General features: G+C 68.9%; 19 protein-coding genes. 8 read left to right on the top strand and 11 right to left on the bottom strand.

Annotated elements, in window-relative coordinates; translation table 11 throughout:
* The first annotated feature begins 5 nt into the window (after positions 1-5).
* Positions 6-1,262 (top strand): MFS transporter, encoded by a 1,257-nt coding sequence (locus ABZ348_RS24395; protein WP_358936399.1) that lies wholly within the window; start codon positions 6-8, stop codon positions 1,260-1,262.
* Here the strand turns inward: ABZ348_RS24395 and mnhG are convergent.
* From mnhG to ABZ348_RS24365, 6 genes are read right to left on the bottom strand one after another with little or no spacing between them, the layout of a single operon-like run.
* On the bottom strand, positions 1,259-1,633 hold the full coding sequence (gene mnhG / locus ABZ348_RS24390) for a monovalent cation/H(+) antiporter subunit G (protein ID WP_358936397.1): 375 nt from the start codon (positions 1,631-1,633) through the stop codon (positions 1,259-1,261). The genes ABZ348_RS24395 and mnhG overlap by 4 nt on opposite strands.
* On the bottom strand, positions 1,630-1,947 hold the full coding sequence (locus ABZ348_RS24385) for a monovalent cation/H+ antiporter complex subunit F (protein WP_358936395.1): 318 nt from the start codon (positions 1,945-1,947) through the stop codon (positions 1,630-1,632). The genes mnhG and ABZ348_RS24385 overlap by 4 nt, the downstream gene beginning before the upstream one ends.
* The gene (locus ABZ348_RS24380; protein WP_358936393.1) at positions 1,944-2,549 is read right to left on the bottom strand and encodes a Na+/H+ antiporter subunit E; all 606 of its coding nucleotides are present in this window, start codon (positions 2,547-2,549) and stop codon (positions 1,944-1,946) included. Before ABZ348_RS24380 ends, ABZ348_RS24385 begins: the two co-directional genes overlap by 4 nt.
* Before the next feature lie 7 nt (positions 2,550-2,556).
* The gene (locus tag ABZ348_RS24375) at positions 2,557-4,206 is read right to left on the bottom strand and encodes a Na+/H+ antiporter subunit D (protein ID WP_358936391.1); all 1,650 of its coding nucleotides are present in this window, start codon (positions 4,204-4,206) and stop codon (positions 2,557-2,559) included.
* Positions 4,203-4,805 (bottom strand): Na(+)/H(+) antiporter subunit C, encoded by a 603-nt coding sequence (locus tag ABZ348_RS24370; protein ID WP_358936389.1) that lies wholly within the window; start codon positions 4,803-4,805, stop codon positions 4,203-4,205. The genes ABZ348_RS24375 and ABZ348_RS24370 overlap by 4 nt, the downstream gene beginning before the upstream one ends.
* On the bottom strand, positions 4,802-7,714 hold the full coding sequence (locus ABZ348_RS24365) for a Na+/H+ antiporter subunit A (RefSeq protein ID WP_358936387.1): 2,913 nt from the start codon (positions 7,712-7,714) through the stop codon (positions 4,802-4,804). The genes ABZ348_RS24370 and ABZ348_RS24365 overlap by 4 nt, the downstream gene beginning before the upstream one ends.
* A 311-nt stretch (positions 7,715-8,025) precedes the next feature.
* Between ABZ348_RS24365 and ABZ348_RS24360 the strand changes: the two genes are divergently transcribed.
* From ABZ348_RS24360 to ABZ348_RS24350, 3 genes are all read left to right on the top strand, one after another.
* The gene (locus tag ABZ348_RS24360; RefSeq protein WP_358936385.1) at positions 8,026-9,111 is read left to right on the top strand and encodes an LLM class flavin-dependent oxidoreductase; all 1,086 of its coding nucleotides are present in this window, start codon (positions 8,026-8,028) and stop codon (positions 9,109-9,111) included.
* Positions 9,108-9,674 (top strand): FMN reductase, encoded by a 567-nt coding sequence (gene msuE, locus ABZ348_RS24355; RefSeq protein ID WP_358936384.1) that lies wholly within the window; start codon positions 9,108-9,110, stop codon positions 9,672-9,674. The genes ABZ348_RS24360 and msuE overlap by 4 nt, the downstream gene beginning before the upstream one ends.
* A gap of 225 nt (positions 9,675-9,899) precedes the next feature.
* Positions 9,900-10,928, top strand: coding sequence for an ABC transporter permease (locus ABZ348_RS24350; RefSeq protein WP_358936382.1), 1,029 nt, complete (start codon positions 9,900-9,902; stop codon positions 10,926-10,928).
* A 59-nt stretch (positions 10,929-10,987) separates the two neighbouring features.
* Here the strand turns inward: ABZ348_RS24350 and ABZ348_RS24345 are convergent, their stop codons facing one another.
* Positions 10,988-11,512 (bottom strand): MarR family transcriptional regulator, encoded by a 525-nt coding sequence (locus tag ABZ348_RS24345; RefSeq protein WP_358936380.1) that lies wholly within the window; start codon positions 11,510-11,512, stop codon positions 10,988-10,990.
* A gap of 228 nt (positions 11,513-11,740) precedes the next feature.
* Entirely contained in the window at positions 11,741-12,916 is a 1,176-nt protein-coding gene (locus ABZ348_RS24340) for an NAD(P)-dependent alcohol dehydrogenase (protein ID WP_358936378.1), read from the bottom strand.
* A gap of 501 nt (positions 12,917-13,417) precedes the next feature.
* Between ABZ348_RS24340 and ABZ348_RS24335 the strand changes: the two genes are divergently transcribed.
* The 4 genes from ABZ348_RS24335 (at position 13,418) to ABZ348_RS24320 (ending at position 16,559) form a co-directional block, all read left to right on the top strand.
* Positions 13,418-14,881, top strand: a complete 1,464-nt coding sequence (locus tag ABZ348_RS24335; RefSeq protein WP_358936376.1) for an aldehyde dehydrogenase family protein — start codon at positions 13,418-13,420, stop codon at positions 14,879-14,881.
* A gap of 53 nt (positions 14,882-14,934) precedes the next feature.
* A complete protein-coding gene (locus ABZ348_RS24330; protein ID WP_358936374.1) occupies positions 14,935-15,432 on the top strand; it encodes a MarR family transcriptional regulator in 498 nt (165 codons plus the stop codon).
* Positions 15,433-15,684: 252 nt separating this feature from the next.
* Positions 15,685-15,822 (top strand): hypothetical protein, encoded by a 138-nt coding sequence (locus tag ABZ348_RS24325; RefSeq protein ID WP_358936372.1) that lies wholly within the window; start codon positions 15,685-15,687, stop codon positions 15,820-15,822.
* 152 nt (positions 15,823-15,974) lie between these two features.
* Complete coding sequence (locus ABZ348_RS24320; RefSeq protein WP_358936370.1) at positions 15,975-16,559, top strand: NAD(P)H-dependent oxidoreductase; 585 nt, start codon at positions 15,975-15,977, stop codon at positions 16,557-16,559.
* A 241-nt stretch (positions 16,560-16,800) separates the two neighbouring features.
* Here the strand turns inward: ABZ348_RS24320 and ABZ348_RS24315 are convergent, their stop codons facing one another.
* The 3 genes from ABZ348_RS24315 to ABZ348_RS24305 form a co-directional block, all read right to left on the bottom strand.
* Complete coding sequence (locus tag ABZ348_RS24315; protein WP_358936368.1) at positions 16,801-17,052, bottom strand: DUF4190 domain-containing protein; 252 nt, start codon at positions 17,050-17,052, stop codon at positions 16,801-16,803.
* A gap of 122 nt (positions 17,053-17,174) precedes the next feature.
* Positions 17,175-18,008: a hypothetical protein gene (locus tag ABZ348_RS24310; RefSeq protein ID WP_358936366.1), complete on the bottom strand. Its 834-nt coding sequence runs from the start codon at positions 18,006-18,008 to the stop codon at positions 17,175-17,177.
* Positions 18,005-18,784, bottom strand: a complete 780-nt coding sequence (locus tag ABZ348_RS24305; protein WP_358936364.1) for a MerR family transcriptional regulator — start codon at positions 18,782-18,784, stop codon at positions 18,005-18,007. The genes ABZ348_RS24310 and ABZ348_RS24305 overlap by 4 nt, the downstream gene beginning before the upstream one ends.
* Between the last annotated feature and the right edge of the window lie 183 nt (positions 18,785-18,967).

Here is an 18,967-nt window from a genome sequence, read left to right as displayed (position 1 = left end):
ACGCGATGACCGCCACACCTCCGGCGCTCCCCACCGCCGAAGCCGACCCACCGACCCGTTCCGTCCTGCGTGACGGCGCCTTCCTGCGTCTCTGGTTCGCAGCCACGGCCTCGGGGCTCGCCACCTGGGCGCTGCCCTTCGTCCTCGGACTCGCGGTCCTCGACCGCGCGGTGCCCGCCACCGAGTTGGGGCTGCTCCTCGCCGTCCGGACGGTCGGCTTCCTGGCGGCGGTGCCCGTCGGCGGGGTGTTGGCCGATCGGCACTCCCGCCGGGGTGTGGTCCTCTGGTCCGGGCTGGCCGCTGCCGCCTCGTCCCCCCTGCTCGCCGCCGGCCTGGGCCGCTCCCTGCCGCTCATGGCCGTCGCCGCGGCGCTGGCCGGAGCCGGCCAGGGAGCCTGCCGACCGGCGTTCCAGGCGCTCACCGCAGAGGTCGTGGACCTCGATCGCAGACAACAGGCCAACGCGGCCATGACCCTGGCCGTACGCGTCACCACCCTCGCCGGCCCCACGCTGACGGCCCTGTTCGCCGTGGTCCTCGGCAGTCGGGCCCTGCTCCTGGGCATCGGACTGCTCTGGCTGATCGCCGCACTGACCCCGGGGCCGGGCTCACCGACTCCCCGTACCCCTGCACGTCGGACCCCCTTCCTGAAGGAGTTCGCCGAGGGGATCCGGGAGGCACGTGCCCATCCGTGGTTCCTGGCCACCCTCGGCGCGCTGACGGCGGTCATCGCCACCGGCTACTCGGCGACGGGCGTCGCACTCCCCTTGATCAGTAGGGACCGCTATGACACCGGTGTGCTGCTCGCCGCGGCGACCACCGCGTATACGGCGGGTGCACTCGGCGGGGCCCTCCTCATCGCCCGCTGGCGCCCCCGCGCCCAGGGGTGGACGGCTCTGGCTGCCCTCGCCGCCTACGGGTTCGCTCCCTTGAGTCTGGTCTTCCCCGTGCATCCGACCGTGGTGGTCGCCGCCTACGCGGTCGCCGGCCTCGGCATCGAACTGTTCAACGTGCCCTGGTTCACGGCGACCCAACGGGAAGTGGCACCCGACAAGCTGGCCCGGGTCTCCTCACTGGACTTCATGCTGTCGTACGGGCTGGCGCCGATCGGTCTCGCCCTGATCGCCCCCGCCATCGATGCCTGGGGTACGCAAGCGGTCCTGGCGGTCTGCGCGCTGATCTGCTTCACCGCGCCCGCCCTGGCCGCCCTCGTACCCAGCGCCCGCGACTTCTCCAATCGGCAACCGCGCGGCCCTGGGGGCTAGCTCAACGTCTCGCCGCCCGGGGGCCGCCGGCTCAGTTGTTCGTCCAACTCGTCGTAGAGCAGCCCCTCACGGCCGACATGGCCGGTGCGGTAGGCGACCCGTGCCACCAGATGGGAGGCAACGGGCCCGGTCAGCAGTTGGAAGAAGCCGATGAGTCCCAACGTACCGAGGTCGATGCCGCTGCGGAGCCTCAGTGCGACCCCCACCAGCACCAACAGCATTCCCAACGCCTGTGGATAGGTGGCCGCATGGCTGCGCGAGAGCACGTCCGGCAGCCGCAACATGCCGATGGCCCCCACCAGGTTGAAGGCGGCGCCGATGAAGAGCAGCACCGCTCCCGCGGTGTCCGCCGTCTGTGCCCAGCCGCTCACCGGTTCTCCTCCCCCGACCGGGGCCGGTCCGGTGCCCGGTCACGGACGGCGATGAAGCGCGCGATGCCGACCGAGCCGGTGAATCCGAGGAACGCCAGGACCAACATGCTGGGGAAGTAGTAGGAGTCCCTGGTGAGCGCGGCCCGGACGCCGATTCCTGCGATCATCAGCGCCGCACAGACGTCGAGGGCCATCGCCCGGTCCAGCATGGAGGGACCCCGCCAGACCCGGAAGAGCACCAGGGCACCGGCGAGGAGGATCATCACCGCGGCGGCGACGAGGAGCACCTGGTCGAGGGTGCGTGGCGCGCTCACCGTCCGCCCTCCCGTCCGGGCGGCGCCAGGCGGACCCGGGCGATCTCGTCCCGGTCACCGAACGCTCGAACCATCAACTCCTCCATGCGCCACACCGAGCGTCGGGCGCGGTCGGCTGCGTCCGCGTGGTCCGCCTCCATGATGTGGACGAACAGGGTGGCGTTGGAACGGCGCACTTCGACGACGGAGCCGTCGGGGACGTTGGAGACCGCGATCGCCGTGGCGGTCAGCATCAGATCGGTGCGACACCGCAGGGGGATCGCCAGCACGGCCGCGCGATAGGGCCGGCTGTCGAGCATCGGGCGGGCGACCCGCAGCCCGGACGTGTACATGTCCCACAGCAGGTGCACGACGAGCCGCACGATGCCCAGCGGATGCAGCCGTAGACCGATGTTGACCACCGGGAGCGGGAAGACCAGGCACACCACCACCGCCACCACCGCGCCCGTGATGAGGTTCGCCCAGGTCAGCGTGCCCCACAGCAGGGTCCAGACGACGGTGAGCCAGGCGATCAGCGGTAGGTCCAGCACACGGCGCCGGCGCCCCACCACCGCACAGCTGAACCGCGGTAGTTCGGGGTCGCGGAAGGACAGGGAGATCATGCGGGCGTCATCGGCCGAGGACCGCCTCGATGTAGGGGGAGCGTTGGAGGAGTTCACCTGCCGTGCGTTCGGCGAGCGAGGTGAACGGATCGCCGAGCAGGGTGTACGCGAGGGACAGCAGCACCAGGGCAGCCGTCGCCCAGGTCATGGTGCGGGGCAACCGGTCGGTGGTGGTGGTGATGGCGCGACCGGAGAGGGTTGCGGTCACCGCCTGCCCGGCCGGCCCCGACGAGGTGGCACCGCCGCTTCCGCCGGGTCCCGCGTCGGTGTCGTCGTCACCCAGGTCGTCGGCGACGTCCTGTTCTTCGAGGACCGTGCCCCGCACCGGTCGATCGGGAGGTTCAGCCCGCCAGAACGCGAGGTTCCATACTTTGGCCATCACATAGAGGGTGAGCAGGCTCGTCAGGGACGCCGCGGCGACCAGGGTGTATGCCCAGGCATCGGCGACTGCGACACCCGCCCGCAGGAGTTGGAGCTTGCCGATGAAACCGGACATCGGTGGGATTCCGGCGAGGTTGAGCGCGGGCAGGAAGAAGAGCGCGGCGAGCGCGGGCGCGCCCTTGGCCAGTCCGCCGATCCGGGTGAGTTCGGTGGTTCCGCTACGTCGTTCGATGAGTCCGGCGACCAGGAACAACGCCGTCTGCACGGTGATGTGGTGGACGACGTAGACGATCGCGCCGCCGATGCCGGCCCGTGAGCCGATCCCGATGCCGAAGACCATATAGCCGATGTGGCTGATCAGGACGAAGGACAGCACCCGTTTGAGGTCGGTCTGGGCGACCGCGCCGAGGACGCCGATCACCAGCGAGGCCAGTGCGACGGCGAGCAGGAGATGGCCCAGCCGGTTGCCGGGGAACAGCAGGGTCTCCGTGCGGAGCATGCAGTACACGCCGACCTTGGTGAGCAGACCCGCGAAGACAGCGGTCACCGGGGCCGGGGCGGTCGGGTAGGAGTCGGGCAGCCAGGCACCGAGCGGGAACACCGCCGCCTTCACGGCGAACACGGTCAGCAGCATCGCTTCGAGCAGGGTCCGCACCCCGATGGAGAGGTCCGCGAGCCGTACGGCGAGTTGAGCGAGATTCACCGTGCCCGCCGCCGCGTAGGTCAGGGCGATCGCGGTGAAGAAGATCATCGAGGAGATCAACGACACCACGACGTAGGTGGAGCCGGCCCTGACCCGGGAGGCCGTTCCACCGAGGGTGAGGAGGACGAAGCTGGAGACCAGCATGATCTCGAAGCCGACGTAGAGGTTGACCAGGTCACCGGCGAGGAAGGTGCAGGAGACCCCTGCCACCAACAACAGATAGGCGGGGTGGAAGACGGCGAGGGGGGTGCGGTCGTCCCGGTCGGCCATGCCCTGGCCCAGGGAGTACAGCAGGACGCAGAGGGTGACGGCCGACGACACCGTGAGCATCAGTCCGGAGAGCCGGTCGGCGACGAGGGTGATCCCAATGGGAGGTGCGAAGTCACCGAGGTGCACCACGATCGGACCGTGGGTCTCGGCCGCGATCAGCAGCGTCACGGAGAGTCCGAGGACGGCGGCGAGAACGACGACGCTGACGATGCGCTGACCGCGGGGGAAGCGCATCCCGAGAGCCAGTTCACCGCCGGACGCCAGCAGGGGCAGGAGTACGGGCAGGGGCACGAGCGCGTTCATCGACGGCCCTCCGCGGCTGTATCGGCGGGTCGGGGAGGGCCTGGGTCGGCTGGGTCCTCGCCGAGGATGTCGTTCCAGAGGTCGCCCGATGCGTCCCTGGCCCTGGCTTGGAAGGCTCGGTCCTCCCTGAGCACTCCGCGCAGTCTGCGGCGTTCGGTGCGGTACTCGGCCCGGTCGCCTTCGGGCCCCCGGCCCCTCGGCCCATGGCGCTCCCTCAGTGCCGCACGCTCCTCCTGCACTTCGGCGCGGAGTGCGACGCGGCGGTCCTCGATGTCGTCCTGGACCTCGTCCGTGCCGCTCACGCGCTGGCTACGGTAGGCCATGGACAACAAGAACGCCGTGGTGGCGAGGGTGATCACGATGGCAGTGAGGGCGATGGCCTGGGGCAGTGGATCGCTGACGTCTGCCAGGGGTACCTGCCGATAGAGCAGGGGGGCCTGGCCGGCGGCACCACTGGAGGCCAGCATCAGGATGTTGATGCCGTTGCTGAGGATCACCGCGCCGATGAGGATGCGGCTGAGGGCGCGCATCAACAGCAGCACACCGCCCGCGGCACACAACACGCCCGCGGTGATCAGGAGGGTGAGGCTGACGGTCATCGGGCCTCCCGTTCGGCGGCTTCGCGCAAGGCGACCTCCCGCTCGATCTGTCGGTCCACCCGGCCGCCCAGCGCCTTGACGACGTCCAACACCACACCGAGGACCAGGAGGTAGACACCGGCGTCGAAGAAGAGGGGGGTGCCGATGTGGAAGTCGCCGAACACCGGAAGGTGTCCTTCATAGGAGAAGGGGTGCAGTGCGGTGCCGTCGACGAGTCCGAGGAAGGCCACTCCGGAGGAGAGCAGGAGCCCGATCCCGGCGAGGAGTCCGGGGTGGCCGGGGGCTGCTTCGGCCAGTTCGTGGCGTCCTCCGGCGAGATAGCGGGCCATCATCGCCACCCCCGCGACGAGCCCGGCGACGAAGCCGCCGCCGGGGAGGTTCTCGGCACAGAACAGCAGGTAGAGGGAGAGGACGAGGATCGGGTGGAACACCAGTCGGGCGACGACCTCGAAGACGACGGACCGGTACTCCGGCGAGAGCGTGCGTCCTGCGGCGAGCCAGGTGCGCTCGGGTGCGGTGTCGGCGGGGTCGGGTACGGGGGTGATGATCCGGGAGCCGATCGTCCAGGCGGTGGGAGCGTCCACCGTCCCGGGCACGGTGCGCGCCTCGTAGGCGAAGTCGTCGGGCGATTCGGTCCGTCGATGAAGGTAGACCAGGCTGGTGACGCCCACCGCGGCGACGGCGAGGACGGCCGATTCGCCGAGCGTGTCCCAAGCCCTGTACTCGACGAGGATCGTCGCCACGACGTCCTTCACCCCGTGTTCGGCGGTCGCCTGGACGAGTGCTCCGCCTGCGGGGTCGGCACGGCGAGCGGTGGCCACCACCCAGAGGACGACCGAGATGGTGGCCGCGGAGGCGAGGGAGAGCGGCACGCGCACCAACAGTCGGCGGCGGGGAATGTTCTCCTGGAAGTACACGGGCATCCGGCGCAGTACGAGAACGAACACCAACAGCGAGACCGTCTCCACGCAGAACTGGGTGAGCGCGAGGTCGGGGGCGCCGTGGACGACGAAGAGCAGTGCGGTGCCGTATCCGGTCATCCCGGCCAGAACCACGGCCTTCATCCGTCGGTGCACGGTCAGGCACAACAGCGCCGCCGCGCAGGTGAGCAGGGCGATCACGGCCTGTACGGGGTCGTCCCACAGCCGTGGGGGCGCGGCGCCGGTCCACGGCTGGTCCACGACGAGAACGGCGAGTTGGCCCACGAGCATGACGAGCAGCACGGTGGCGAGGTAGACCGAAAGCGATCCGCGTTGGAAGAAGCCGGTGACCTGCAAGGAGAGGCGTTCCAGTCCCAACAGGACCAGTCCGTAGGCCCGGTCGGCGGTCGGCCAGGCGACCCTGCGGGCCAGTCGCGCCACGGGCGTCCGTAGCACGAAGAGCGCCGAACCACCTGCCCAAGCGGCCCCCGACAGCAGCAGGGCCAGCCCGAGTCCGTGCCAGATCGAGAGGTGGTAGGGGTGCGCGGGCGCCGGGAAGGCCGCGGCGTACGCGCTGGTCAGCGGGTCGAGCCAGACGACACCCGGCCCGAGGACCGCACAGGCCGCGGCGAGCAGGGCGGGCGGTCCGAGGAAGGCCGGGCCGATCGGTCGTACGGGGGTGTCCGCAAGCCCGGGTTTACGGGCGAAGGCGCCCCAGAGGAAGCGGAGCGTATAGCCGAAGGTGAGCGCCGAGCCGAGGACCACGGCGGCGAGCGCCCAGCGGTCGGCGGCGCTGCCGCTTTCCAGCGCGGTGAACGCCGCTTCCTTCGCTGCGAATCCCAACAGGGGTGGCAATCCGGCCATGGATGCCCCTGCGATGACGGCGACGGCGGCCACGGCCGGTAGCGCCCGCCCCACCCCCGACAACTGCCGCAGGTCACGGGTGCCCGACGCATGTTCGACGATGCCGGTGACCAGGAACAGCGGTGCTTTGAACAGGGCGTGCGCCACGATCATGGTCGCCGCCGCGAGTGCGGCGTCACGGTATCCGGCGCCGGCCAGGACGGTGAGGAAGCCCAGTTGACTGACGGTGCCGTAGGCGAGGACGAGTTTGAGGTCGTTGAGTCTCAGAGCCCGCCAGCCGCCGAGGAGCATCGTCGCGGAGCCCAGTACGAGCAGCACGGGCCGCCAGGGCGGGGTGTCCGCGAACGCGGGTGCCAGGCGCGCGATCAGATAGATGCCCGCCTTCACCATCGCGGCGGCGTGCAGATAGGCGCTCACGGGTGTGGGTGCGGCCATCGCGTTGGGCAGCCACACGCTGAAGGGCCAGATCGCGGATTTGGACAGGGCGCCCAGGAGGACGAGCACGATCGCGGCCGACACGGTCCCGGACGGCTCCGGGGGGTGGGCGACGAGGTCCGAGATCCGGTAGGTGCCGGCGGCCCGTCCCAACATCAGGAAGCCGACGAGCATGGCCAGCCCGCCGAAGGTGGTGACCGTGAGCGCCTGGAGCGCCGATCGACGGTTCTGCTTGCGCTCGCTGCCGTGGCCGATCAGCAGATAGGAGAAGACAGTGGTCAACTCCCAGAAGACGTAGAGGACCACCAGGTCGTCGGCGAGGACGAGCCCGAGCATGGCTCCGGCGAACGCCAGGAGATTGCCCGCGAAGCGCCCCAGGAGCGGGGTGTCATCGGCGAAGTACCGAGCGCAGTAGAGGAGCACCAGCGCGCCGACCCCGGCGGCGAGCACCACCATGAGCAGCCCGAGCGCGTCCCAGCGAAACGCCAGGGACACGTCGTACGCGGGTAGCCACGGCAGTGAGGCGGTTCCGGACCCGCCGGCTGCCGCATCGGGGCAGTGGGCGATGGCCCAGGCCAGAGCGGCGACCGGTGGCACCGCCAGTACAGAGAACGCCCGGGTTCCCAGCCGCGCCACGAGCGGGCCCGCGCAGAGGGCGACGAGGAAGTGGACGAGGATCAACGCTGCCATACGGCTCCGGAGCCCGGCCCGCTGCCGCTGACGGTCACCACGATGAGGACAGAAGGCACGCAATATAGCTATAAGGAGGCACACCGCTTGCCGTTGTCGGCGCGCCGACGATCCGTCGACCGGGCCCGAGGTCTCCCCTGCTGGCCCAGTGCCGTCACCTCCTGGGCGGCGGAGCGGCCGTGCGCGGTCAGCGTGCATCCGTCCGGTGGCAGCAGGGGGCGCGGTGCAGGGGCCAGCCATGGGGAATAGCGCACACCCGATATAGGTTGTTCGTTGCGCAACTAACTAACAACCCTCCGGAGAGCGTTCCCATGGCCTTTGAACTCGGCATTTACCACTTCGGCGAGCTCACGCCGAACCCTTCGACCCAGCAGCCCCCGACCCCGGGCGTTCGCCTGCGTGAGCTGGTGGAGCAGGCACGGGCCGCGGACGAGGCGGGGCTCGATGTGTTTGCGGTCGGCGAGCACCACCGTACGGACTTCGCCGTCTCCAGCCCTGCCGTGGTTCTGGCGGCCATGGCCGAGCACACGCGCACGATCCGACTGTCGAGCGCCGTGACGGTGTTGAGTTCGGACGATCCCGTACGGGTCTTCCAGCAGTTCGCCACCCTCGACCTGCTCTCGGGAGGGCGGGCGGAGATCATCGCCGGCCGCGGGTCCTACATCGAGTCCTTCCCGCTGTTCGGATACGACCTCAACGACTACGCGCACCTCTTCGCGGAGAAGCTGGACCTCCTGCTGCGGTTGCGCGAGGAGAACCCGATCACCTGGCAAGGCTCCTTGCGGCCCTCCCTGATGGAGGGCGACATCACCCCGCGGCCGGAGCGTGAACTCCCGGTCTGGGTCGCCGTGGGCGGCACCCCCGCATCGGTGGTGCGCGCCGGCCGGCTCGGGCTGCCCCTCTCGCTGGCGATCATCGGGGGCAGCTACCGCCAGTTCGCCCCGTTCGTCGAGTTGTACCGGGCCACCGCGGCCGAGGCGGGGCACGACCCCGCACAGTTGAAGGTCTCCATCAACTCACCGGGCTTCGTGGCCCCCACCCACCGGGAGGCCATCGAGGTCTCACACCCGTACTTCCAGGCGGGCTGGATGGCCAACCACCACCAGCGGGGGCAGGGCGTCCCCATGCCGAAGATGGCCTACGAGGCGCAGTCGTCGCCCGCAGGCGCGTTCTTCCTCGGCAGCCCCCAGGAGATCATTGACAAGATCATGGCGCAGTACGAGCTGTTCCAGCACGACCGCATGATGATCCAGCTGGGCTTCGGCGATGTGCCGCAGAAGGAGATGATGCAGGCCATCGAGTTGCTGGGCAGCGAGGTGGCACCGGTGGTCCGTCGGGAGATCGCAGCGCTCCGGTCGTCCGCGCCCACCACGACGGTCGAGGCGGTGGGTCGATGACCGAGACGCTGCGGGTGGTGGCGGTGGTCGGAAGCGTACGTTCCCCGTCGAAGACCACCGCACTGGTGGAGCTGATGCTCCAGACGCTGGCGGCACGTACCGAGATCGAGTCGCAGCTGATCGAGCTGCACGCGCTCGGGCCCGGATTCACGGACGCCGCCGAACGGGACGACGCCGGTGGTGACGTGGAGAAGGCGCTCCGGGCGGTGGAGGAAGCGGACCTGGTCATTGCGGCGACCCCGGTCTTCCGGGGTTCGTACACCGGCCTGTTCAAGCACTTCTTCGATCTGGTCGACCAGTACGCACTGGCGGCCAAGCCCGTGCTGTTGGCCGCGACCGGAGGCAGCGACCGGCACGCCCTGGTCATCGAGCACGCCATGCGACCCCTGTTCGGGTTCCTCCAGGCGTGGACCGCGCCCGCGGGCGTCTACCTCAGCTCCGGGGACTTCGACGGCACCACCATCTTGAACCCCGAGGTCTACGAGCGCGTCGAGATGGCCGTGGCCGATGTGGTGCCCGTCGCGAAGGCGCTGACCGCCATCAGGGCCACTAGCGTCGACTGATCCCGCGCACCTCGTTTGACGGGGTGCGCCCACCCTCAATATAGTTAGTTGCTGAACTAATTATATTGAGGGTCGTCGCCGTTCGGACTCCGGTCGACTCCGTGCCCTCCTCACGGCTTCCCCGGCCTGTCGCACACCGACCCGGGGCACCGGACGCCGCGCTCCCCATGCGCCGTCGCCCCGAGCTCTCGGACCGTCGAGTCCGCACCACCAAGGAATGCAGACATGACCGAAACAGCGCACCGCACCCTGCGCACCGCGAGCGGCTCGACTCCACCGCCGCGGAACCGGTCGGCGCTCGCAACGATCCTGCTACCGGTCGTCCTGGCCGTGGCGATCGGATCGGTCTTCATCGGTGTGTACCTCTCCGCCTTCCACGCCCCTGTCCCCCGCGATCTGCCGGTCACCGTGGTCGGCACGGCGACAACGGCACAGACGGTGCAGGATCGCCTCGACGTCCGGAGCCCCGGAGGATTTCGTGTCGAGCCGATGTCGGACGCCGCCACCGCGCGAGAAGCCGTGGAACACGGCGACGCCTTCGCCGCCTACGTACCCGACGGCCCCGGCAGCAGCGGACCGCACCTCCTCCACGCCGGCGCACACGGGCCCGCGGTGAGTTCGATCCTGCTCGACGCCTTCGGGCAGTTGGCCGAGGACGACGGGCGAGAACTGGAGCCGGCCGATCTCGTACCGGCGTCCGCCGATGACACCCGCGGGCTCTCCGTCTTCTACACGACCTTCGGCCTGGTGCTCGCCGGATACCTCTTCGGAATCATGACCTTCCAGCTCGCGCCCGGCATATCGCCGGCCCGACGGCTGGCCGGTCTCGCCGCGTTCGGCGGGGTCGGCGGGGTGGCGGTGGCCTCCATCGTCGCCGCCTTCGGCGCACTACCGGCACCCTTCATCGGAGTGGCGGGATTGGTCGCACTGGTCGCACTGGCGGTCGGAGCCTCCACCATGGTGCTGGTCCGCGGCTGGGGGGTGGTGGGGTCGAGCCTCGCCGCCATCCTCTTCATGACCATCGGCAACGCGACCAGCGGTGGCAGTCTGCCGGCCGAGTTCCTCCCGGAGTGGCTGCACCCCTTCTCCGTCGCACTACCCGTGGGAGTGGGCGTACGGGCCGTCAACGGCCTCGCCTACTTCCACGGGGACGGAGTGGCGTCCGGTGTGGCGATCCTGGTGCTGTGGACCGCGGCGGGCGTCACGGGCCTCCTGCTCGTGGAGCGCGCCCGACAACGACGAAACGCAGCCTGACGGCCCCCTCCACGTGTGACGCCCTCCTCCGGCTGCCCAACGGGGCCGCATGACCCGGTTCAGCAGGCGTTGGCGGTCTCGTCGTAGCCGACCGCCGCCCAGATTCCGGCCAGCGCGGTGAGCTGCTCCGGGGTGAGCTTGTCGAGGAACTCCCGCCGCAGATTGGTCAGATGCACCTTGCGGGCCCGGCGGTACGCCTTCTTGCCCGCGTCCGTCAGTACGGCGTCGAAACCGCGGGCGTCGGTGGGGCACTTGTGCCGTTCGACGAAGCCCTGCCGTTCGAGGTCGTCGACGATGCGGGTGAGTCCGCTCCGGCTGATGAGCAGGGACGCGGCGATGTCCTTCATCCGCAACCGCCCCTCGGGGGCCTCCGCGAGGGTCAGCAGCACCTCGAAGGACGACATCGGAATGCGCTCGGCGGCGACCAGCTCCGCGTCCAGCGTGCGCAGCAGCTTCAGATGGGTGGACAGGAAGCCGAGCCAGACCGCCCGCTCCGTACGGTTCAACGCACGCGAGGGCGAGGCACCGCCCGGCTCGGAACTGCCGGCAGCCTCATGCACATCATTCTCGGTGTTCAGGCTCATGGCCCCTCCACGGTTTGTTTCACAACGAATGATATCGGGCCGGCCACCCCCATGAACGACGGCGGACCCGGCAGAACGGTGTCTGCCGGGCCCGCCGCACACTGAACGTGATCACTCACTCACCGGGCTGGGGGATGAGGGCAATCGGAGATGACGCACTTCCTCTTGAGGGGTGAGGCCGGAACACCCGGCAAGCACACGGACGCTCCCGTTTCGGGACGTGGGCCACTACGCACTGACGCGCAGAACGGGTTTGATCACAGCTCCCGTCCGCGTGTCCGTGACCGCCTCGTTGATCTGGTCGAAGGCGTACGGAGTGACCAGCCGGTCGAAGGGGAAACGACCGGCCCGATAGAGGTCGATGAGTTGGGGGATGAACAGTTGGGGGATGGAGTCGCCCTGGGCGATCCCCCGGACGCGACGCCCGCCGAGGAGGGCGTTCATGTCCACTTCCGCCCGGGCTCCAGCGGGTGCGCCACCGATCAGGGCGGCGGTGCCGAGGGGTGCGAGCGCGTCCACCGCGAGGGTCAGCATCTCGGGGCGTGCGGTGATCTCCAGGACGAAGTCGGCGCCGGAGCCGGTGATCTCGGCGATGCGCGCGGCGACGTCCTCTTCCTTGACGTTCACGGTGTGGGTGGCGCCGAGTTCCGCGGCGAGCGCGAGCCGTTCGGGAACGATGTCGATCGCGATGATCGGGGCCGCACCCGCGACCTTGGCGGCCATCACGGCGGCGAGCCCGACGGTGCCGGTGCCCATCACCACGACGGACGCACCGGCGGGAACCCTCAGCGAGTTGAGGACGGCACCGGCTCCGGTCTGGAGGCCGCAACCGAGGGGAGCCAACAGCTCCAACGGCACGTCGGGGTCGACCTTGACGACATTGCGTTCGGTGGCGAGGGAGTGGGTGGCGAAGGAGGACTGCCCGAAGAAGTGGCCGTGGATCTGCTCACCACCGGTGGCCTCACCCCGGTGCAGTGCGTTGGTCCCGTCCAGGCGGGAGCCGCCGAAGTTGGCGGGGAACGAGACCGCACAGTACGCGGGGCTGCCGCTCAGGCACGGCCGACAGTGGCCGCACGACTGGTAGGACATGACCACGTGGTCGCCCGGCGCGACCGACGTCACTGCGTCACCGACCCGTTCGACGATGCCTGCGCCTTCATGGCCGAGGACGGCGGGCAGCGGTACGGGCAGCGCCTGGTCGCGCACATGGATGTCGGTCTGGCACACCCCGGTCGCCACCACCTTGACCAGCACCTCATCGGGGCGGAGTCGGGTGTCCAGCTCCAGGTCTTCGAAGACGAACGGCCCGCCCTTGTCATGGACCACTGCGGCTTTCACCGCAAGGGACGCGGGGCCGGAGCCTTCGGATGTCTGCGGGGAGGGGGATTCCCCTGCTACCGCCATGATCGATTCTCCCAACCGGATGCGCTCCCCGGGGACAGGGCGGGTGCCACTGGCGGGGGCGGTGACCCATCTGCCGCCGCGGCGGCCTGGAACGGAACGCAGACGAACAGCTGTGGCGGCGGCCTCTGAGGCCCTCCCCCAGCTCTCTCGTTTCCTTGCGCAGCTCTGGATCAACTACGCAATTTAGTTCGTTGCACAACGAAGCATAGACATGCTTTGAGTCAAGGGTCAAGAAGCCCGGGAGTCCACTCACCGAGGGTGGGAATAGCTCCCCGCACTCCGACGCTATGGGTGCTATATTTCGTTGAGAAACGAACTAAATTGACGTGGTACCCCGCCCTGAACAGGAGAGTCAAACCTTCAGGGCAGTGCAGGGGGTGGCCCTTGGTCCCGTGACAACTCCTCGCCCCGGGATTCGGCCCACGCCACCAGATCAGCGTCTCTCCGAACCTCCGGGCACGCATCCCGGGCGGAGCGACCAGCACTCACGGAGATGTCAGAATGCCCAACATCGAGAGTCCCACCCATGCCCGCAACTTCATCGGCGGCGAGTGGGTCGGTTCGTCACAGGTTGCCGAGTCGTTGGATCCCGCGACCGGTGAGGTGATCGGTACCTATGCGGATGGCGGCGCGGACGCAGCGCGGGCGGCGATCGACGCGGCCCGTCGTGCGTTCGCCACCGGTGACTGGTCGCGTGACCGCGATCTACGGGCCACCGCCCTCTTCGAGATGGCCGACCGCATGGCTGCCCGACAGGACGAACTCATCGCCCTCCTCTCCCGCGAAAACGGGAAGATCACTTCGGAAGCCGCCCTCGAAGTGGGACTGACCATCTCCAAGATCCGCTACTACGCAGCGCTCGCCCTCACCGAGTCCGGACGCGCCCTGGAAGTCAAACCCGGCCTCTACTCGATGACCCTGCGCCAAGCCGTCGGAGTCGCCGGCGTCATCGCCCCCTGGAACTCCCCCGTCATCCTCTCCGTCCGCTCCTTCGCCCCGGCCCTCGCCGCCGGCGCCACCGTCGTCCTCAAACTCCCCGGACACACCGCCCTCACCAACGCCCTCCTCTTCGACATCATCGGCAACGCCCCCAGCCTCCCGCCGGGCGTCTTCAACGCCTTCAGCGAGTCCAGCAGCGCCGGAGCGCGACTCATCGTCGCCAGCCCTGACATCGACGTCATCAGCTACACGGGCAGCACCCACGTCGGCCGCAGCATCATGGCCGACGCAGCCCCCACCCTGAAGGGCATGTCACTCGAACTCGGCGGCAAGACGCCCATGATCGTCTTCAATGACGCCGACCTCGACGCAGCCATCCCCGTCCTCACCAAAGCCATCACCACCTTCACCGGACAGTTCTGCATGACCGGTAGCCGCATCCTCGTCCAACGCGACATCGCCGACCAGGTGCGCTCCCGGCTCTCCACCGCCCTCCAAGCCGTACGCGTCGGCCCCTCCAGCGACCCGACCAGCGATATGGGCCCCCTCATCGACCGGGCGAACGCCGAACGAGTCGAGCGCGAAATCACCGACGCAGCCGAATACGCCACCCTCCTGGTCCGCGGCGGACGCATCACCGACGGCCCGCTCGCCAGCGGCGCCTTCGTCCGGCCCAGCCTCATCGAAGTCCAAGACCTCGACCGCCCCATCGTTCAACAGGAAATCTTCGGACCCGTCGCCACCTTCGAAGTCTTCGACGACGAAAACGACGCCATCCACCGCGCCAACGCCACTGAATACGGCCTCGCCGCAAGCATCTGGACCCGCGACGTCGACCGCCCCCTCCGCATCGCCCGCGAACTCGACGCCGGCACCGTCTGGACCAACACCTGGGCCGTCATCGTCGACCAAATCGAAGAGGGCGGCTTCAAACAGAGCGGCATCGGACGACTCAACGGCGAACGCGCCCTCGAAGAATTCCAAGAGATCAAACACATCGTCCACCCCGCCCCCCGCTCCAACTGACCCCGACCGCCAACCGTCCACAACCCCGCCGACGACAGCCCCAGGAGGACACCATGGTCACCGGCCAGCTCGCCCCCGATGCGCAGCAGACCATGCGGGCCTTCCTGACGGCTGCGCGCTTGCTGTCCGAACAACTGGGGCAGGGGCTGCGTCGCGAAAGCGGGATGTCGCAGATCCACTACGAGATCCTGGCCTGGCTCTCCGACTCCCCCGACCAGCGGCTGCGCATGACCGAGCTCGCCCGGCGTACCGGGGTGTCGACGAGCCGCCTCTCCCATCTGGCCGACCGGCTCGAACAGCGGGGCTGGATAGAGCGGCTCAACAGCGTGACAGACGGTCGAGTCCATCTGGCCCGGCTCACCGGGGCGGGTCACGATGCTCTGGAGGAGGCCGCTCCCTGGCACGCCGAGTGTGCGCAGTCGCGGTTGCTGGACCACCTCACCGAAGAACAGCTCCAGCAGTTGCGGCTCATCAGTGAGGTACTCCGAGAACAGCTGACCGGGCGTGATGTGCGGCTTCCCGCACAGGGTCCGCGCCAACCGGTCGGTTGACCGCCCCGCGTCATCCAGCAGTCCGACCGGCCCGCACCACGACGTACAGGAGCAGGACCATGGCCATCCCCACCGGTTCCGTCGGCCTCACCATCGATCCCAACGCTTCAGGGGCGGCATCCGCACACAGGCTCGCCCGACTGGCCGATGAAGGCGGATGGGACTTCGCCGGAGTGCAGGACCATCTACATCACTCGGAGTTCCTGGATGCCTGGACCTTGATAGCCGCCCCGCTTCTGGATCGACACCCTGGTGCGCTATCGCAACGACCTCGGTTGCGACTCCTTCCTCCTCTGGCCCGTCAACGCGGACAGCGAGGACCAGACCGCCCGCTTCGTCGAGCACGTCGCCCCCCATGTCCGCACCGCCACCCCGGAAGGAATCCGGTGAGCACCGCCGCGCCCACCGATGTCCGCGCGACCGGCGCGGTAGACAACGAGACCCGCCCCTTCAGCGAACCCGCTCTCTGACGGGCCCCATCCCCCGGTTGGGAGCCACCGCGCATCCACCGGACAACCCCGCAACAGGAACAAGGAAACGATATGACCAAGATCGCCATCGTCGTCGGCAGCACCCGCCCGGGACGCGTGGGCGACACCGTCGCCCAGTGGGTCCACGACATCGCCAGCCAGCGGGATGACGCCCAGTTCGACATCGTCGATCTCCGTGACGTCCAACTGCCCCTGCTGGACGAGGTCGCCCCGCCGTCGTTCGGGCAGTACGCCAATGACCACACCCGCCAGTGGTCGGCGCTGGTGGACTCGTACGACGGATTTGTCTTCGTCACCCCCGAGTACAACCACTCCACCTCGGGAGCGCTCAAGAACGCCATCGACTTCCTCTACGGCGAGTGGAACAACAAGGCCGCAGGGTTCGTCGGCTACGGCAGCGCGGGCGGCGCGCGGGCCATCGAGCACCTGCGCGGCATCATGGCCGAGGTGCAGGTGGCCACCGTGCGCAATCAGGTGATGCTGTCGCTGTTCACGGACTTCGAGAACTTCACCACCTTCACACCGCAGGCGGTACAGGTCGATGCGGTGGGTCCGATGCTGGACCAGTTGATCGCGTGGAGCAACGCACTGAAGCCGCTGCGCACCGCCGCCCAGGATGCGTCTACGGCCGTGTGACGCCTGATGGTGACGACCGGTCCCCCGACTCATCGGGCGGGCCGGTTCTCGCTGCCGAGGCGGCGGTTTCGGCACTGTCAGCCAGAAAGGCCCACTGGTGTGATCGATGGCCCGACCCCTCGTGCCGGCGGTCGGAACATCTGAAGCGCACCTGGTGATCGTGTGATGACGCATGTACCGATGGTGGTTCAGTGCGGCGCCCGTGCGTGGCAACGCCGATGACGACAGTGGCGCGCGAGGGTCACGAGAGGGCGACCATCAGGACCGCGTACACGGCCAGAGCCGCGATGCCCAGGCCGATGCCCGCCTTCGCGATGCCCACACTGGATCGCGGTGCCTCGCGCAGTGCCAGATATCCGGCCAGTATGGCCAGCGGACCGAGGATGAGGCTGAAGAGGAAGAGTGCGAGGACTCCGCACACCAGGCTGACGATCGCCAGCCCCTGGGCGTAGGAACGGCCGCGAGCGGCGGAGGTACTGCTGAAGCTGTGCATGGCTTCTCCCGTTGGACATGAGGTCGGGGTTCGTACCTTTCTGTGCACGCGTGTTCCCGCACGGTCCCTCCTCAGTCGTCGTCCGCCCAAATTCTCCGCACTCCTGCGCCCACGGGGCTGTGCTACGACTCTTCGACCCGAACGGCTCCCCACACCGAGACCAATGACTGCGGGTCGTCGGCGTGGAATCGGATCGTGTGCGCCGTGCCCCGTTTTCCGAGGGGCCGTACGAAGGGGAGCGGCGCGGCCAGTTCCACCGTCACGGTGGTCTGTCCGCCCACGATGAGATCCAACGACCCGTCATCGCGCGGTTGCACCAGACTCCCCATCGGATAGCGTCGTTCGACACGGGCGCGGACGATGTGTTCCGCGGGTATCCGCAGATCGAACAGCGCGCCGTAGCGAAGACGCAGAGAGCCGTCCGGCGTGACCACATGAGGTCGGGTGACACAGGCCGCGTGCAAAGCGACCATCAGCACCAGTCCGTACACATGGATGGCCAGGGTGGCGGTGTGGAGCAGCGGCCAGGGTGCGAGCAGTACGGCGAACGCCACCGTCTCCACTGTCGATACGCCGATCAATCCCCACATCAGGGCGGTTTGCGGTCCGGTGTACGCAGCGGTGCACCCGCCGGGGACCGTCCCGTTGCGTCGACGCAGTACCCATGTGCCGAGGCTCCACAGGCTCCTCGCTTCGTGTGCCAGGAGCCGGCGCACGACGAGCGGGACCAGGGTGCGTACCGCTGAGACCAGTGCGGTCCGTCGCCGTTCGCCCGACCGGCGGTTCACCCGGTACGCCCGTCGGACGAGGGCCGTCTCCGCGAGGATCACCACGGCGGCCAAGGACGCTCCCCAGCCGATGGGAGTCCAGGGCATTTCGACACCGGTCAGGAGGGCGAGGGCAAGGGTGAGCTCCGCCGCCAGCGCCGTTCGCAGGACGATTCCGGCCGCGTTCACCGTGCAGTGCCCCGTCCGGTCAGCTGGGCCAGCATCGCCCGCACCGCGGCGGCCTGGGCGGGAGCGAAGTCCGCGAGGAACGCATGACCGAAGGTGTCGTCCATCTGGGCGAGGTCGGCGCCTTCCGGATTCATCGAGGACAGCAGTTCATCGGGTACGCAGGCGGCGAGTTCCAGGCCGAGCGGGCCGATGCGCGGGTCATCGACGTCAGCGTCGGCGAGTGCGTCGAGACGTTCGTAGAGCGCCGCGATGCGTTCCTGTAGCTCCGTGTCCTCGGTCCACGGCCGCGGGGCGGCGAAGATCCGCTCTCGATCCGCGGGTGCCAACATGCCGTCGATGAGGGCCATGTGGGTCCGGTCCTTGCTGGCCATGGGCGATTCGGTGGTGCCCAACGCCGTCAGGATTCGTCCGAGTTCCGGGGAGACGGGCCCTTCGGCAGGAAGCAGTCCCTGGGCCGCCCGGTCGACGAGTTCACGGAGTCGGGCCCGCTGTTCTTCCAGGACCTTCTGCTGGCGTGCGAGGTCGGCATCGAGTTCCTCCAGCACTTCGACCAACTCGCGCCCCTCGTCATCGGCGAGTACGTCGCGCACTTCGGCGAGCCCCAGCCCCAACTCGGTCATGCGCCGCACGCGTACCAACGCGATGGCGTGCGCCAGGCGGTAGTCCCGGTATCCGTTGGACAGTCTGCCGGGCTCCGGGACCAGCCCGAGGTGGTGGTAGTGGCGGACGGTACGCGGGGTGACTCCGGCGAGCGCCGCGATCTCTCCGATTCTCATGGCACCAGTGGAAACCATGACCTTGCGGCAAGGTCAACCACCGGCGTCGGGCGCGCCGGGCGGCGTGGATCACCGGCAAGGTCCGCGGTGGCGGTCGCAGTTGGGCACCGCAGGGAAATAGCGAAGTCGATCCTTGGCGTTACCCGGAGGGAAGTGCGACTGGTGCACACCATGAAGGAGGCA

This window comes from Streptomyces sp. NPDC005963 (genome assembly GCF_040638655.1).
In the GTDB taxonomy this organism is placed as follows: Bacteria; Actinomycetota; Actinomycetes; order Streptomycetales; family Streptomycetaceae; genus Streptomyces.
Note: the sequence above shows the minus strand (reverse complement) of the source record. Positions and strands in the feature narration are given on the sequence as shown.

Bases quoted from the DNA above. Each gene is read 5' to 3' on its own strand.
- ABZ348_RS24315 (WP_358936368.1), bottom strand. From the start codon at position 17,052: ATGCACAGCTTCAGCAGTACCTCCGCCGCTCGCGGCCGTTCCTACGCC.
- ABZ348_RS24305 (WP_358936364.1), bottom strand. From the start codon at position 18,784: ATGAGAATCGGAGAGATCGCGGCGCTCGCCGGAGTCACCCCGCGTACC.
- ABZ348_RS24365 (WP_358936387.1), bottom strand. From the start codon at position 7,714: ATGGCAGCGTTGATCCTCGTCCACTTCCTCGTCGCCCTCTGCGCGGGC.
- ABZ348_RS24360 (WP_358936385.1), top strand. From the start codon at position 8,026: ATGGCCTTTGAACTCGGCATTTACCACTTCGGCGAGCTCACGCCGAAC.
- ABZ348_RS24395 (WP_358936399.1), top strand. From the start codon at position 6: ATGACCGCCACACCTCCGGCGCTCCCCACCGCCGAAGCCGACCCACCG.
- msuE (WP_358936384.1), top strand. From the start codon at position 9,108: ATGACCGAGACGCTGCGGGTGGTGGCGGTGGTCGGAAGCGTACGTTCC.
- ABZ348_RS24345 (WP_358936380.1), bottom strand. From the start codon at position 11,512: ATGAGCCTGAACACCGAGAATGATGTGCATGAGGCTGCCGGCAGTTCC.
- ABZ348_RS24330 (WP_358936374.1), top strand. From the start codon at position 14,935: ATGGTCACCGGCCAGCTCGCCCCCGATGCGCAGCAGACCATGCGGGCC.
- ABZ348_RS24375 (WP_358936391.1), bottom strand. From the start codon at position 4,206: ATGAACGCGCTCGTGCCCCTGCCCGTACTCCTGCCCCTGCTGGCGTCC.
- ABZ348_RS24340 (WP_358936378.1), bottom strand. From the start codon at position 12,916: ATGGCGGTAGCAGGGGAATCCCCCTCCCCGCAGACATCCGAAGGCTCC.
- ABZ348_RS24350 (WP_358936382.1), top strand. From the start codon at position 9,900: ATGACCGAAACAGCGCACCGCACCCTGCGCACCGCGAGCGGCTCGACT.
- ABZ348_RS24380 (WP_358936393.1), bottom strand. From the start codon at position 2,549: ATGATCTCCCTGTCCTTCCGCGACCCCGAACTACCGCGGTTCAGCTGT.
- ABZ348_RS24320 (WP_358936370.1), top strand. From the start codon at position 15,975: ATGACCAAGATCGCCATCGTCGTCGGCAGCACCCGCCCGGGACGCGTG.
- ABZ348_RS24335 (WP_358936376.1), top strand. From the start codon at position 13,418: ATGCCCAACATCGAGAGTCCCACCCATGCCCGCAACTTCATCGGCGGC.
- ABZ348_RS24370 (WP_358936389.1), bottom strand. From the start codon at position 4,805: ATGACCGTCAGCCTCACCCTCCTGATCACCGCGGGCGTGTTGTGTGCC.